Annotated in this window: 12 protein-coding genes; 4 read left to right on the top strand and 8 right to left on the bottom strand. The window is 68.3% G+C overall.

What is annotated here, in order from left to right:
• The first annotated feature begins 4 nt into the window (after positions 1-4).
• The gene (locus tag BW39_RS07000; protein WP_043820715.1) at positions 5-1219 is read left to right on the top strand and encodes a DUF1501 domain-containing protein; all 1215 of its coding nucleotides are present in this window, start codon (positions 5-7) and stop codon (positions 1217-1219) included.
• Between the two features lie 8 nt (positions 1220-1227).
• Here the strand turns inward: BW39_RS07000 and sigJ are convergent, their stop codons facing one another.
• From sigJ to BW39_RS06975, 5 genes are all read right to left on the bottom strand, one after another.
• Positions 1228-2178 carry an RNA polymerase sigma factor SigJ gene (gene sigJ, locus BW39_RS06995; RefSeq protein WP_043820713.1) on the bottom strand — a complete coding sequence of 317 codons (951 nt, stop codon included), beginning with the start codon at positions 2176-2178 and terminating at the stop codon, positions 1228-1230.
• Positions 2179-2248: 70 nt separating this feature from the next.
• Positions 2249-2749 carry an NUDIX hydrolase gene (locus BW39_RS06990; RefSeq protein ID WP_012207810.1) on the bottom strand — a complete coding sequence of 167 codons (501 nt, stop codon included), beginning with the start codon at positions 2747-2749 and terminating at the stop codon, positions 2249-2251.
• Between the two features lie 90 nt (positions 2750-2839).
• Positions 2840-3364: a GNAT family N-acetyltransferase gene (locus tag BW39_RS06985; protein WP_043820707.1), complete on the bottom strand. Its 525-nt coding sequence runs from the start codon at positions 3362-3364 to the stop codon at positions 2840-2842.
• Positions 3365-3458: 94 nt separating this feature from the next.
• Positions 3459-4460: a response regulator gene (locus tag BW39_RS06980; RefSeq protein ID WP_043820705.1), complete on the bottom strand. Its 1002-nt coding sequence runs from the start codon at positions 4458-4460 to the stop codon at positions 3459-3461.
• Positions 4457-8227 (bottom strand): PAS domain S-box protein, encoded by a 3771-nt coding sequence (locus BW39_RS06975; RefSeq protein ID WP_043820703.1) that lies wholly within the window; start codon positions 8225-8227, stop codon positions 4457-4459. Before BW39_RS06975 ends, BW39_RS06980 begins: the two co-directional genes overlap by 4 nt.
• A 150-nt stretch (positions 8228-8377) precedes the next feature.
• Here BW39_RS06975 and BW39_RS06970 point away from each other — a divergent pair, with 150 nt between their 5' ends.
• A complete protein-coding gene (locus tag BW39_RS06970) occupies positions 8378-8638 on the top strand; it encodes a DUF2061 domain-containing protein (protein ID WP_013804781.1) in 261 nt (86 codons plus the stop codon).
• Between the two features lie 421 nt (positions 8639-9059).
• Here BW39_RS06970 and BW39_RS06965 read toward each other — a convergent pair whose 3' ends face one another.
• The gene (locus BW39_RS06965) at positions 9060-10028 is read right to left on the bottom strand and encodes a LysR family transcriptional regulator (protein WP_043820702.1); all 969 of its coding nucleotides are present in this window, start codon (positions 10026-10028) and stop codon (positions 9060-9062) included.
• A 245-nt stretch (positions 10029-10273) separates the two neighbouring features.
• On the opposite strand from BW39_RS06965, the gene BW39_RS06960 reads away from it, so the two are divergent.
• Entirely contained in the window at positions 10274-11632 is a 1359-nt protein-coding gene (locus BW39_RS06960; protein ID WP_043820699.1) for an aspartate aminotransferase family protein, read from the top strand.
• Between the two features lie 79 nt (positions 11633-11711).
• Here BW39_RS06960 and BW39_RS06955 read toward each other — a convergent pair whose 3' ends face one another.
• Both BW39_RS06955 and BW39_RS06950 read right to left on the bottom strand, forming a co-directional pair.
• Entirely contained in the window at positions 11712-12728 is a 1017-nt protein-coding gene (locus BW39_RS06955; protein WP_012207818.1) for a Bug family tripartite tricarboxylate transporter substrate binding protein, read from the bottom strand.
• Between the two features lie 113 nt (positions 12729-12841).
• Positions 12842-13882, bottom strand: a complete 1041-nt coding sequence (locus BW39_RS06950) for a FadR/GntR family transcriptional regulator (RefSeq protein ID WP_043820697.1) — start codon at positions 13880-13882, stop codon at positions 12842-12844.
• A 244-nt stretch (positions 13883-14126) separates the two neighbouring features.
• Between BW39_RS06950 and BW39_RS06945 the strand changes: the two genes are divergently transcribed.
• Positions 14127-15332, top strand: a complete 1206-nt coding sequence (locus BW39_RS06945; RefSeq protein WP_043820695.1) for an ABC transporter substrate-binding protein — start codon at positions 14127-14129, stop codon at positions 15330-15332.
• The last annotated feature ends 84 nt before the right edge of the window (positions 15333-15416 follow it).

The raw sequence follows: 15416 nt of genomic DNA, 5'->3' as shown, positions 1-15416 counted from the left end.
GTCCATGCAGCGACGCCACTTTCTGTCCCTGGCCTCCACCCTGCCCTTTGCCGCCCACCTGGGCCGGCTGCAGGCCGCCACGCCCCGGCCAGCCACGCCGCGCCTACTGCTGGTGTTCCTGCGCGGCGCCTATGACAGCAGCAACCTGCTCGTGCCCACGCACAGCGACTTCTACTACGAGGCCCGCCCCAGCATCGCCATTGCCCGGCCCGGTGAGGCCCGGGGCGCCCTGGCGCTGGACGACCGCTGGGGCCTGCACCCGGTGCTGCAGGACAGCATCCACCCGCTGTTCCAGGCAGGCCAGGCCTGCTTTGTGCCCTTTGCGGGCACGCACGACCTGTCGCGCAGCCATTTCGAGACGCAGGACTCCATCGAGCTGGGCCAGGGCCTGGACGGGCGCCGCAGCTACCAGTCGGGCTTTCTGAACCGGCTGGCCCAGGTGCTGGGGCAGGATGGCCGCACGGCGGTATCGCCCATGGCCTTCACGCCCCAGCTTCCGCTGCTGCTGCGCGGCAGCCTGCCGGCCGCCAACATGGCGCTGGCATCCGTGGGCAAGGGCGGCCTGGACGATCGCCGCAGCCAGGCCATTGCCGCCATGTACGCGGGCACTGCCCTGGGCCCGGCCGTGCAGGAGGGCTTTGAGGTGCGTGATGCCGTGCAGCGCAGCGTGCAGGAGGAAATGGACCAAGCCGGGCGCAATGCCATCAGCGCACGCGGCTTTGCCCTGGTGGCGCAGCGCATGGCGGCCCTGATGCGCGATCGCTTCGACCTGGGCTTCGTCGATGTGGGCGGCTGGGACACGCACGTGGCCCAGGGCGGCGCCACGGGCGCGCTGGCCGGGCGGCTGGACGAGCTGGGCCGGGGCCTGGCCGGCTTTGCCCAGGAGATCGGCCCCGAGGCCTGGCGGCATACGGTGGTGGTGGTGATCAGCGAGTTCGGCCGCACCTTCCGCGAGAACGGCAACAAGGGCACGGACCACGGCCACGGCACGACCTACTGGCTGCTGGGCGGCGGGCTGTCCTCGCATGCTGGCGGTCGCATCGTGGGCGAGCAGGTCGAGGTCAACCAGAAAAACCTGTTCCAGAACCGCGACCATCCCGTGCTCAACGAGTACCGCGCCGTGCTGGGCGGCCTGTTCCAGCGCATGTATGGATTGAGCCCGGCCCAGCTGCAGCGCGTGTTCGAGGGCGTCACGCCCCGCGATCTTCAGTTCATCTGACCCTCTGACTACGCTGCAGGGCCTGCCGGGCCTACAGGGAACGGCAATGGCGCCGGCACGGCCACGCCGGTCAGCTTGTCGGGGTTGCGCAGCGTGTAGATGCAGCGGATCAGGCCGTCCTCGACCAGCAGCGTCTGCACGGACTCCAGCTCGCCGTCGATGCAGCGCAGCAGGCCCGGCAGGCCGTTGACGCGCGCCAGGTGCAGGGTCTGGCGCTGGCCGTTGCGCCGCATGCGGCGCGTGGTGGCGAAGTACAGCAGGGCCAGGCGCCGGCCCGTCTCCAGCACGCGGCCGAACGAGGGCACCTTGCCGCCGCCGTCGCTGATGAGCTCGGCATCGGGCGCGAACAGCGCCTGGATCTGCGCGAAGTTCCCGCCCTGCACGGCCTGCGCAAAGCGCTGCAGCAGCGCGGCATGGGCCTCGGGCGGCGCCGCAAAGCGCGGGCGGCCGGCCTGCACATGGCTGCGGGCGCGGTGCACGAGCTGGCGGCAGGCGGCCTCGCTGCGGCCCAGGGCCTGGGCCACCTCGGCATAGTCGGCATCGAAGATCTCGCGCAGCAGGAAGGCCGCACGTTCGTCGGGGGTGAGCTGCTCCAGCACGAACATCAGAGCCGTGGACACGTCGTGGGCACGCTCCAGCAGGTCTTCGGCCGAGGAGGCGGCCTCCTCGGCCCAGGGCTGGACCAGGGGCTCGGGCAGCCAGAAGCCCTGGTAGTGCTCGCGCTCGGCGCGCAGGCGGCGCAGCCGGTCTATGGCCAGGCGCGTGGTCACGGAGACCAGCCAGGCCTCGGGCTGCTCTATGCCGGCGCGCTCGGCGCCATGCCAGCGCAGCCAGGCTTCCTGGACCAGGTCTTCGGCATCGGCGCGCTGGCCCAGCATGCGGTAGGCCAGGCCGAACAGGCGCGGGCGGTGGCGCTCGAACAGCGCCAGGGGATCGTCAGGGGCGGAGGAGGTCTGCATGCCATCAAGACGCGGGAGCGTGGCGTTTTGTGACAGACAGGGCCGGCATGGTGCTCGGTGCCTTGGTGACTCAGTGGGGCTGCGGAGCCTGCATCACGCTGGGATCGGTATGGATCAGCTCCAGCGGGTAGCGGCGGCCGGCCAGGTAGTCCTCGATGCTTTGCATCACCAGCGGGCTGCGGTGCTGGGCTGCGCAGGCCTTGAGTTCGTCCAGCGTCATCCAGACCGTGCGCAGGATGCCGTCGTCCAGCGGCTGGCCGGGCCGGAAGTCGCCCAGCTCGCCCGTGAATGCAAAGCGCAAATAGGTGATGTCCGAACCCGTGCGCGTGCGCACGAAGCGGTTCAGGTAAATGCCGACCAGGGCCGTGGGCACGAAGTCGTGCGCAGTTTCCTCATCGACCTCGCGCACGCAGGCGGCGATGGGCGACTCGGCCGGGTCGAGATGGCCTGCGGGCGTGTTGTAGCGCACGCCATCGGCCGTGTCTTCTTCCACCAGCAGAAAACGGCCATCGCGCTCAATGATGGCCGCCACAGTGACATTGGGTTTCCAGCGATCGGGCATGGCGCGCATTATGACCAGAGGCGGCCACCACGTCCCCGGCCAAAACCCCATCAACACGCCCTCAACACGCCCTGCCGGCCACTCACGCGACACCGCGCCCTACAGCGGCCGGACCATGTACAGCGCATCATCGCCATAGCTGTCCAGGCGCTGCTGCTGCAGCGGGTTCACCAGCGCCTGCACGGCATAGCCATGGCGCTCCCAGTAGCCGCGTGAGCCCTGCACCGAGACCAGGGCCGTGTGGCGCAGGCCCTCGGCACGCGCCCTGTCCCACAGCGGCGCCAGCAGCGCGCGCGCCAGGCCCTGGCCTGCAGCGTCGGGGTGCACGGCCATGTCGTGCAGGTAGAGGGTGTCGGCCTGTTCCACGGCTTCGAAGTCACCGTGCAGCGGGGTGATCTTGGCCACCCGGCTGCGGTAGGCCGCAAGGTAGGCGCGCACCCGGCCGCCCTGCTCCAGCGCCAGCGAGCAGTTCGCCGCGCTGGCCAGGCGCCGCGCAAAGACCTCGCCGCTCTCGGCATAGTCCGCGCCATAGCAGGCCAGCTGGATGTGCAGCAGATCGGACAGGTCGGCAGCGGTCAGTGCGCGGACATGGAAGCGGCCAGCGAGGGACGGGGGAGAAGACATGGACAGGTCATTTGAGCGCCGATGGCAGGCCCGCCAGGGTAAGCGATGGCCCATGCCCCAGCATGCCCTGCCGGAATCGGTGCTGCCGGTGCGGTCAATCCTTCCAGCGCTCGCGTATGTCTTCGAGCTGCGGGCGCAGGCCGATGAACAGCGGCACCAGGCGCGGGTCGAAGTGGGCGCCGGCCTGCTGCTCTATGTGCTCCATGGCGTCGTCCACGGTCCAGGCGTGCTTGTAGGGGCGCTCCGTGGTGAGGGCATCGAACACGTCGGCCACGGCCACGATGCGCGAGGCCAGCGGAATGCCCTCGCCCGCCAGGCCCTGCGGGTAGCCCGTGCCGTCCCATTTCTCGTGATGGGTCAGCGCAATGCTGTAGGCCATCTGCAGCACCTGGGAGTCGTGCTCGCCGATGATCTCGGCGCCGATCTGCGGATGGCGGCGCATGACCGTCCATTCCTCGGCCGTCAGCGGTCCGTTCTTGAGCAGGATGGCGTCGGGGATGCCGATCTTGCCCACGTCGTGCATGGGCGCGGCGTTGAGCAGGTCGTCGGCCCACTCGTCGGTGCAGCCGGCCGCCAGCGCCAACGTCTTTGCGTAGTGGCTCATGCGGATCACGTGCATGCCGGTTTCGTTGTCGCGGTACTCGGCCGCGCGGCCCAGGCGCTGCACGATCTGCAGGCGCGTGCTGCGCAGCTCGTCGAGCTTGACCAGCGACAGGTGGTTGCGCACCCGCGCGCGCACCACGGGCGCACGCACGGGCTTGACGATGTAGTCCACCGCGCCGGAGGCAAAGCCCAGCGCCTCGTCCTGCCCGTCCGACAGAGCCGTGATGAAGATCACCGGGATGCGGGCGGTGTCGGCCTGTGCCTTGAGCTGGCGGCACACGGCGTAGCCATCGAGCTCGGGCATCATGATGTCCAGCAGGATCAGGTCCGGCTGGTGCTGTGCCAGCTGCAGTGCCTTGCGCCCGTCCGTGGCGAACGAGAGCCGGTAGTCCTCGCCCAGGATCTGGCGCAGCACATGCAGGTTGGTCGGGTCGTCATCGACCAGCAGCAGGCGCGGGCGCTTGTCCGTTGCCAGTAGATTGGGCGCATTCATGCTCTGTCTCCATCGATCGAGGGCAGTTGCTGCTGCAGCTGCTGGGCGCATTCCTGCGCACGCTCGAAGTCGAAATTATCCAGTGCCTGCTGCAGTGGTTGCAGCTGTTCGGCCGTCAGTATGCGCACCAGGGCCTGCATGGCCTGCCCGTCCAGCTCCCCGCTTTGCAATGCGGCAACGATGCGCTCCAGCCAGGGCCGGGCATCGGCCGGCAGGCAGGACGCGCCGCCCTGCGGCCCGGCATCGGCCACGGGCGGCGCCGGTGCCGTGCCGCCGGGCAGCGCCTGGCCCGCGACCTCGGCCACCGGCATGGCGGCCGGATGGCGCTGGCGCAGCTCCTGCGTCACGGCATCCAGCGCCTGCTGCAACTGGTCGATGAGGGCAAGCAGCTGGGGCTGCGGGGCGCCATCCTGCGCATGGCCTTCCAGGCGCGATGCCAGGCGGTATACGGCCTGCAGCCCCAGGTTGCCTGCCGCGCCGCGCACGCGGTGGGCCAGGCCCACCAGGGCTTCGGTCCCCGGGCGCTGCAGGGCGCGGCGCAGGCGATCGGCCAGGTCGAGCTGCTCGTTCAGAAAGCGCCGAATGGCGGCCACCAGCGGATCGACCCGGCCCCACAGCGCAATGCCCGAGGCCCAGTCCACCGTGACATCGGGCAGCCCCGCCTGGGCGCTGGCGGGCGCGGGCGGCCTGGCCTCCTTGAGCGCCACCTGCAGCGACAGCAGCCGCGCGATCTCGGCCTGCAGCCGCGCCATGTCCAGCGGCTTGGAGGCAAAGCCGTCCATGCCGGCGGCGCTGGCGTCGCTGCGGTCCTTCTCCAGCACGCTGGCCGACAGCGCGACGATGGGCACGGGCCGGCGCTGCAGCTGCCGCTCCCAGACGCGGATGGCGCGCGCCGCCGCCAGGCCGTCCATGCCCGGCATCTGCAGGTCCATCAGCACCACGTCGAAGGGCGGCTCCTGCGCCTGCACGCAGCGCAGCGCCTCGGCGCCGTCATGCGCCAGCGCCATCTGGTGGTTCTGGCTGGAGAAGTTGATCTGCAGCAGCTCCAGGTTCTCGGGCACATCGTCCACGGCCAGGATGTGCAGCGGCGGCAGGCCGCGGCTGGCCGCACCGCGCTCGGACAGCGGGCTCTCGCCGACCGGCAGGGGCAGGCGCACCTCGAACACCGTGCCCACGCCCACGGTGCTGTGCAGCTGGATGCTGCCGCCCATGAGCTCGGCCAGCTGGCGCGAGATGGTCGTGCCCAGGCCCGTGCCGCCAAAGCGCCGCGTGGTCGAGGCATCGGCCTGGGCGAAGGGGTCGAAGATGCGGTGGATCTTCTCGGGCGCGATGCCGATGCCCGTGTCATGCACATCGAGCTGCAGCACGCCCTGCTCGTAGCGCACGCGCAGCAGCACATGGCCACGCTCGGTGAACTTCACGGCATTGCCCAGCAGGTTCACCAGGATCTGCTGCACGCGCATGCCGTCGCCGCGCAGCGCGGCCGGCGTGTGCGGGTCGTAGTCCAGGCGTAGGTCCAGGCCCTTGCGGTCGGCCGTGATGCGCAGCGACGCCAGGATCTGCTGGCACAGCTCGCGCACCGAGAAATCCTCGATCTCCAGCTCCACCGCGCCCTTGTCGAGCTTGGCCGTGTCCAGGATGTCATTGAGCAGGCGCAGCATGGAGCGCGCCGCGTAGTGCACCGTGTCCAGGTAGCGCGCCTGCGTAGGCTGCAGGGCGGTTTCGCGCAGCGCCTCGGTGAAGCCGATGATGGCGTTCATGGGCGTGCGGATTTCGTGGCTCATGTTGGCCAGGAAGGTGCTGCGCGCGGCGGCGGCGGCCTCGGCATGCTCCTTGGCCAGCACCAGCTCCTGGGCCAGCTTGCGCTGGGCACTGATGTCGGTGAGCAGCTTGACGATCTTGTAGGGCCGGCCGTCGGCGTCGCGTATGGGGTTGTAGGTGGCCTGCACCCAGATGCGCCGCCCCTCGCGCCCGCAGCGCAGGAATTCGCCGGCCTGGAACTCGCCCTCGGCCAGGCGGCGCCAGAACTGCACATGCTCGGGCGTGTGGGCATAGCCGGGCTCGCAGAACATGCCGTGGTGGCGGCCCGCGACCTCGTCGAGCCGGTAGCCGAACAGGTCCAGGAAATTGCGGTTGGCGCGCAGCACTTGGCCCAGCAGGTCGTACTCGATGGTGGCCAGCGACAGGTCGATGGCGCGCACCGTACCCTCGAACTCGGCATTGCGCGCGCGCGCCGCCGTCTGGTCCATGATCACGCCGTCGATCCAGGTCAGCTCGTCGTGCTCGTTGAAGACGCCGCGCCCGGTCTCGGACACCCAGCGGGTGCTGCCGTCGCGGTGCAGCAGGCGGTAGTCGGCGTTGTAGGTCTGGCGCCGTGACAGCGAATGCGAGACCGCAGCCTCCAGCCGGTCGCGGTCCTCGGCATGGATGAGCCGGTCCCAGCCCGTGAGTCCGTCCGTGAAGTCCTGCTCGGTCCAGCCGGTCAGCTCCTTGATGGAGCGGCTGAGCAGCAGCGGCGTCCACTTGCCGTCGTACAGGCAGCGGAAGGTGGTGCCGGGCACGTTGTTGATCAGGGTGCGGTACTGCTCCTCGCTGCGGCGCAGCGACTGCAGCATCTGGCGGCGCTCGCGGATGTCGGTCACAAAGCCCACGAACAGCGGATCGCCCGCAATCGCCACCCGGCCCACGGCCAGGCGCACGGCGATCTGCGTGCCGTCCTTGTGCAGGGCATGGACATCGCGGCTGGAGCCGAGCAGGCCTGCAAAGCCCGCGGCCAGCTGCTTTTCCAGCGAGCCGCCCTCACCATCGCAGCCCGACGCAGGCATGAGCAGGCTGGCGCTGCGGCCCAGCACCTCCTGCGCCGTCCAGCCCAGCAGCCGCTCGGCCGCGCCGTTGAACGAGACGATGCTGCCGCGCCCGTCGATCATCACGATGCCGTCCACCGCCGTATCCACCACGGCGCGCAGGCGCGACTCGCTGCGCTGGACCTGCCGGTAGATCTGGCGGTAGCGCAGCGTCATGTTGACCGCGAGCACCAGGCCGAAGATCAGCACCACCACGCCCACGATGGAGAACACCAGCAGCGCATGCGTGGGCGCCTCCTGCTGCGCCAGCGCATCGATACCGGGCTTGAGGCGCAGTGCGTACAGGCCCGCATAGTGCATGCAGGAAATGGCCAGGCCCATGACTATGCCGGCCACCAGGGTGGGCCACAGGCGGCCCGTGTTGCCCAGCCGAAAGCGCACCCACAGCGACAGCATGGCCATGGTGGCGGCCACGATCACCGACAGCAGCACGCCCCAGGGGTCGTAGAGCATCAGGCTCCAGGTCTGGGCCGCCGCCATGCCGATGTAGTGCATGGAGCCAATGCCCAGCCCCATGAGCACGCCGCCGCCGACCAGCGCCTGGGCGGACAGCCGGGGCCGCACCATCAGCGTCAGCGCCAGCCAGGACGCCAGCATGCTGGGCAACATGGACAGCGCGGTGATCCAGGGGTCGTAGTCGCCGAAGGTGCAGGGCACAAAGGCGAGCATGCCGATGAAATGCATGGCCCAGATGCCGGCGCCCAGACAGAAGGCGCCGGTCAGCACGCCGGTGCGGCGTATCCGGGGCGAGGCGGCATTGCGCGCCAGCCCCGCGATCTGCATGGCCATCATCGACGTGGCCACGGCCACCACCACCGACAGCGTCACCAGGCCCGGATGCAGCCACTGGAACCACTGCGGATGGGGTGCCCATCCGAGCACGAAGATCTCGTCCCAATTCATGGCGCCCCCCCTGAATGGCATAGGGCCACGGCACCTGCCTGCCCGCCATCGATAGTCTTCATGTCTTTGATAATCATTTTCGATTGGCCGCAGCTATTGATCACACCTAGCATGGAGTCTCATCACGAGAGAAGCCCCGAGGAAAGCCCCATGACCCGCATCCGCCAGACCCTGCACCACCACCGCCACACGCTGATGAAAACCGCCAGCTACTACGTCATCCACGTCACGGTGGCGGCGGCCGTGGCCTATGCCGTGACCCGCAACCTCTGGGCCGCGCTGACGCTCAGCCTGCTGGAGCCCACCGTCCAGGCCGTGGCCTTCTTCTTCCATGAAAAGCTCTGGGAACGGGGCCTGCGCCGCCGTGCCGATGCCGCCGCCGCGATGGCGCCGCCCACGGCTGCAGCCTGAGCCTGCCGGGAGCACGGAGATGAACATGCCCATGCCGATACCCATGCAGCCCCTTGGCGCAGACTCATTCGGGAAATGGCTGGCCGAGACCCTGGCCAGGATGGTCGATGGCGGCACGGGCTGAAACCCGGCCCTGCCGTGGCGGCAAGAGAGGTGGACATGGCGGCGCATGGTGGCAAGAACCCGGGAAATGCGAAATCGTTGGTATCAAGGCGCTGCTCGTACGGCCCAGGGCCGACACGGAATCCATGCATGCATGTCGGCGCAATCGGGGCGGACTGAAGCCCTGGCACCGGCCACAATGCCAAACATTGTCAAGCGCATACGCTGCAAAAACCTGAGCACAAGCTGTGCAAAAACCTGTGCACATCCTGATATCAAACCTGTGAATTTCCTCTTTCCAAGGCTGTGATGAACCCGTTCATCCATGGTGCACGGACAGCAGGGCTTCAATGAACACCCGGGCCGCACGCCCAGGGGCCACGGCATTGCGCCAGACCGCGAAGAAATCGCACAGATAGAAAAAGCGGTGCGGTGCCACGGCCTGCAGCAGGCCCTGGTCCTGCATGGCCTGTGCATAGTGATCGGGCAGAAAGCCCAGGTAGCGGCCCGATCGCACCAGCATGGCAATGGCCTCCTGGTCAAAACCCGTGGCCTGGCGCTGCAGGCCGGCCTGGTGGCTGAGCGCCATGTTGGGCGACTGGTAGCCCAGACCTGCAAAGGCATGTGCGCCCAGGCTGCCCCAGTCCAGCGCGCCATGGTCGGCGCCATGCAGCGGATGGCCGGGAGCGCAGTACAGCTGCATGCGCTCGCCAAACAGCCGGGCGCTGTCCAGCGCGCCCGAACTGGGTGCCGATGGCAGCACGCCCACCTGCCAGCGCCCCTCCATCAGCCCGCGCTCGATGGCCTGGATGGAGGCCACATGCAGGCGCAGATGCAGCTGCGGCGCCTGGTCGTGCAAAACGCCGATCGCCTCGGGAATGCGCGACTGCGGATTGCCCACGGTCTTGTCGAACAGCGCCACGTCCAGCGTGCCGGCCAGCCGGCCATGGATGTCGTCCACCTGGCCCAGGAAGCCTTCCACGCCACCGAGCAGTTGCAGGGTGGCCTCGTAGATGCGATGGCCTTCGGGCGTGAGCGCGAAGCCCGCGCGCCCGCGCCGGCACAGCGTCAGGCCCAGGCGCTCCTCCAGGTCCTTCATATGGCGGCTCAGCGTGGAGCTGCCGATGTTCAGCTCCAGCTCGGCAGCCGACATGCCGCCGCACTCGACCACGGCCTTGAACACGCGCAGCAGGCGCAGGTCCATGTCGCCCAGCTGGCCCAGCGCGGCGCGCGCGCGCCCGTCCCGCGCCGGGCGGCCTGGGGTGCTGTCCATCGAAAAATCCGCCATCGCCCTTCGCCTCCCGGTGCCCGCCTGAACCGGCCACCACTACAGGGGAGCCACTATAGGCGAGCACCAGGGCGGCATCGGCCATGGATTCCCACAATGCGCGCTCTCCGGGCCCGGACCGGCAAGCCCCTGCTCACTTGCAGGAATCCGCAAGTGAACCTCGATATCACGCACTTCGAGAAATCAAAAGGCACGATCACAATGGGCCGGTTCCTTTATTTCTTTCCCGGCCCGAGGAGATCACCATGACCCTGGTTCCCACCGAACAAGGCGCTGCAGCCGCCACGCGCACCGATGCCGCCTGGCTTGACGCCCACTGGATGCCCTTCACCGGCAACCGCGAGTTCAAGGCGCGCCCGCGCATGATCACCAGCGCCCAGGGCGCCTACTACACCGATGCCGACGGCCGCAAGATCTTCGACGGCCTGTCGGGCCTGTGGTGCTCGGGCCTGGGCCATGGCCGCCGCGAGATCGCCGAAGCCATCGGCCGCGCGGCCCAGCAGCTGGACTATGCGCCGGCCTTCCAGTTCGGCCACCCGGCCTCGTTCGCGCTGGCCAACAAGATCAAGGAGCTGACGCCTGCAGGCCTGGACCATGTGTTCTTCACGGGCTCGGGCTCGGAGGCGGCCGACACGGCGCTGAAGATGGCACGCGCCTACTGGCGCGCCAAGGGCCAGGGCGGCAAGACCCGGCTGATCGGGCGCGAGAAGGGCTACCACGGCGTGAACTTCGGCGGCATCTCCGTCGGCGGCATGGTGGGCAACCGCAAGACCTTCGGCCAGGGCGTGGAGGCCGACCACCTGCCGCACACGCAGCCGGCGCTGGGGTCCTTCCACAAAGGCATGCCCGCCACCGATGGCCGCGCGCTGGCCGACCGGCTGCTGGACCTGATCGCCCTGCATGACGCCAGCAACATCGCGGCCGTCATCGTCGAGCCCTTCTCGGGCTCGGCCGGCGTGGTGATTCCGCCGGCCGGCTACCTGCAGCGCCTGCGCGAGATCTGCACGCAGAACAACATCCTGCTGATCTTCGACGAGGTCATCACGGGCTTTGGCCGCTGCGGCGCCATGACGGGGGCCGAGGCCTTCGGCGTCACGCCCGACATCATGAACATCGCCAAGCAGGTGACCAATGGCGCCCAGCCCCTGGGCGCCGTGGTGGCCAGCAAGGAGATCTACGACACCTTCATGGCAGCGGGCGGCCCCGAGTACATGCTGGAGTTCCCGCACGGCTACACCTACTCGGCCCATCCCATTGCCTGCGCAGCAGGCGTGGCCGCGCTGGACCTGCTGCAGCGCGAGGACGGCCCGGGCCGCGTGCGCGCGCTGGCCCCGTTCTTCGAGCAGGCCGTGCACAGCCTCAAGGGAGCAAAGCATGTGGCCGACATCCGCAACTTCGGCCTGGCTGCGGGCTTCACCATCGAGTCGCTGCCCGGCGAGCCGGCCCGCCGTCCCTACGAGATCGCCATGAAGTGCTGGGACAAGGGCTTTTACGTGCGCTACGGCGGCGACACCATCCAGATCGCGCCGCCCTTCATCAGCGAGAAGGCCGAGATCGAGCGGCTGGTCAGCGCCCTGGGCGATGCCCTGACGGAAACGAACTGAGCATCTCCGGCACATGAGAAAAGCCCCTGGGCCGTGAGGCCGCAGGGGCTTTTTACATGGCAACGGCAAGGCTGCGAAATCAGTCCAGCGTGATGCCCGCGTTCTTGATCACATCGCGCCACTTGTCCACTTCCACGCGCAGGAACTGGGCCGAGGCATCGGGCTTGAGGCCCGAGGGCAGCACGCCCATGGCGTCCAGCTTTTCCTTGACCTCGGGCGCGGGCAGGGCCTTGGCGATCTCGGCGTAGAGCCTGTCCACGATGGGCTTGGGCGTGCCTGCGGGCACGGCCGCGAGGAACCAGGCATCGGCCGTGAAGTCCTTGAGGCCGGCCTCGGACATGGTGGGCACGTCGGGCATGGACTGCAGGCGTTCGTTGTGGGCCACGGCCAGGGCGCGCACCTTGCCGGCCTTGAGCTGCGCGGCAATCGTCACGGCCGTGAGAAAGCCGAAGTCGGTCTCACCGGCTGCCAGCGACACCACGGAAGGCGCGCTGCCCTTGTAGGGCACGTGGCCGATCTTGACCTTGGCCTGCATGGCATACAGCTCGGCGCCCAGATGGTTGGGGCCGCCCGTGCCCGACGAGGGGTAGTTGAGCTTGCCGGGCTGGGCCTGGGCCGCCGCCGTCAGCTCCTTGAGCGAGTGGAACGGGCTTTGCGCGCCCACGGTGAGCACCAGCGGGCTGCGTGCCACCAGGCTGATGGGCGCGAAGTCGCGCAGCGGGTCATAGGGCAGCTTGGTGTACAGGCCCTTGGCCATGGCCATGCAGCCCACATCGCCCAGCACCACGGTGTAGCCGTCGGCCGGCGCCTTGGCCACCAGGTCGCAGCCGATGGTGCCGTTGGCGCCGGGCTTGTTGTCCACCACCACCGTGGTGTGCATGCTCTCGCCCATCTTTTGCGCCAGCAGGCGGCCCAGGATGTCGGTGGAGCCGCCAGGCGCAAAGGGCACGACCAGGCGAATGGTCTTGGACGGATAGCTGCCTGCGCCCTGGGCATGGGCGAAGGGCGCCGCCAGCGTGGCCGCCAGCGCCAGGCCGCCGGCCAGGGCGCGCCACAGGGCAGGGGTACGGGAAGATGCGAAAGGGGTTTGTCTCATGCTGTTGTCTCGTGAGGGGGTGGAATGCGTGAAGGCCGAGCGCGCGGCAGCATACCAGCAGCGGGCGGCGCGAAACGCGTGGCGCGGGGCGGCAATGACCGGCGCGGGACAGTTCAGGAGGCCGCGCGCTTGCGTGCGGCGGCGGCACGCACGGAGGGTGGCTTGGGCAGCGCCTTTGGAGGTGCCTTCGGAGCCGCCTTTGCAGTGGGCTTTGCATTGGTCTTCGCGACGGCTTTTGCGGCGGTCTTTGCGGCCGGCCTTGCCGTTGTTGTTGGCGCTGCTTTTGCTGCCGGTTTCGGTGCCTTTTTTGGTGCAGTCCTCGGCACTGCCATCGCCGGCTTTTCCACCGGCTGCACGGCGCGTTGCGGACGCGGGCTGCGCAGGCTGTCGGCATCCAGGATGAGCCGCCCCTGGATGCGGCCCTTCATGCGCTTGACGCTGCTGGCTGCATCCCGCATGTGCTGCTGCATCAGCGCATGCACCGTCACGGCATCGCGTTCGCGTGCGGCCTGCACGATGTCGCGGTGGATCCGGGCATTGGCCTCGCCAAAGCGCCGGTGCTCGGACTGGGGCGTGCGGTTGGCGAAGACGATGAGCTGGCGAATCATCTCGTTGATGAGCTCGCAGGTGAAGCGCAGGAAGGGGTTGGGATTGGCCGCTGCAAGGATGTCGTGGAAGTTCACGTCCTCGCGCCGCTGGCTCACCAGGTCCTCGCTGCTTTGCGTGGGGTCGCAGCAGGCGATGCTGTGCTCCAGCGCGTCGAAATCCGCCTCGGTCAGATGGGGCACGGCGCCTGCCGCCAGCTCGGGCTCCAGCATCTGGCGCACCGTGTAGATGTCGTCGATGGTCACCTCCTGGAAGAACAGGTAGTTCTGCATGAACTGCAGCGTGCGGTCCAGCGGCACCTCGACGACCGTGCCACCGCCCGAAGGGCCGGTGGAGATGGTGATCAGCCCCTGCACTTCCAGCGATTTGAGGGCCTCGCGGATCGTGCCCTTGCTGACCTGGAACTGTGCCTGCAGCTCGCTTTCGCGCGGCAGGCGGTCGCCAGGGCTGAGGTTCTTTTCGGTGATCAGGCGCTTGATCTCCTGGGCCACGAGATCCGGGCGCTTGAGCTGCCGGATTGCCAGGGAGGGCGACTTGGGTGTATCCATTGTTGTGTTCTCCGGAAGGGCACCGGATCGTGTCCGCGCCCAGTCTGCATGCGGGTTTGGTGCAGTATGCACCGCCATGGCGCGTGGCCGTGCCCGCCTAGGGTTAGCACGCGCCCTATTTCTTCTATTTATCACTATAAATATGAATCAAGGAGCCTGCACGCACCCATTTCGACTGGCATGCAACTTGCTCTGAAAAGCGTACCCGGGCCGCCGCGCCTTCAGTTCCCATCACGGAGATCCCATGCAACGTCGTCACCTCCTGCAACTCTCGGCACTGGGCGCATTGCCCGCATCGCTGGGCCTGGGCCGCAGCGTCTGGGCGCAGTCCAAGGACAGCATCCAGTTCGCCTGCCCCGTGCCCATGTCGGGCGCCTTCGCGGCCAACGGAAAGTATGCGGACCTGGGCATGAAGCTGGCCATCGAGCAATACGGCAAGGCGCTGGGCCGGCCGCTGGCCTACACCGTGCTGGACACCGAGGGCAAGCCCGCCACGGCCGTGCGCAAGCTGCAGGAGTCTTCGCAGCAGCAGGGCACGCGCTTCTTCGCAGGCGGCATCCTGTCGTCGGAGGCGCTGGCCATGGGCAAGGAGGCCGAGAAGGCCGGCGGCATCTTCATCACCACCGCAGGCGCCGACGAGATCACGGGCAAGGACTGCAACAGCGCCACCTTCCGCTGGTCGGCACCCACCTTCGGCGCCATCGAGCAGACCGTGCGCCCGCTGGTCGAATCCCTGCCCAAGGCCAAGCGCTGGTACACCATCACGCCGCAGTACGTGTTCGGCGACGGCCTGCTGACGGCGGCCAAGAACATCTTCAAGGAAAAGGGCATCGAGCATGTGGGCAACAGCTACCACTCGCTGACCGAAAAGGAGTTCAGCGGCTACCTGACCAATGCCGTGGCCGCCAAGCCCGACGTGCTGCTGCTGCTGAACTTCGGCGCCCAGTCCTCGGACACGCTGCGCCAGGCCATCAGCTTCGGCATGAACAAGAACATGACCATCCTGATCGCCTGGGCCTCGGGGCTGGAGCAGTTCGAATCGCTGGGCGCCGACCTGTGCGACGGCGTGTACTTCGGCGCCCAGTACTGGCACACGGTGGACACGCCGCTCAACCGCGATCTGGTGCAGCGCTGCAACGACAAGTTCAAGGCCAATCCCAACTACAGCCTGGCCGGCCACTACATCTGCACCAAGCTGATGATCGACGCCATCATCAAGGCCGGCACGGCCGACCCCAAGGCCGTGGTCGCCGCGCTGGAAGGCATGAAGTACCAGGGCCTGACGGGCGAGGAAGAAGTGCGCAAGGCCGACCACCAGGTGCTCAAGAGCTACTACCTGCTCAAGGGCAAGGCCAAGTCCAAGATGAAGAACAAGGACGACTACGTGGATGTGGTCAGCTCCGGCAAGTCCTTCCTGCCCATCGATCAGACCGGCTGCAAATTGGCTTGAAAGCCCCCTGAGCGGCTACGCCGCTTCCCCCTCTCGCGTCGCGGGGGGGACGGCACCCTCGCGGCGGGGCGGCCCTTGCTCGGT

The organism is Delftia sp. RIT313, from assembly GCF_000632165.1.
Taxonomy (GTDB): domain Bacteria; phylum Pseudomonadota; class Gammaproteobacteria; order Burkholderiales; family Burkholderiaceae_C; genus Comamonas; species Comamonas acidovorans.
Note: the sequence above shows the minus strand (reverse complement) of the source record. Positions and strands in the feature narration are given on the sequence as shown.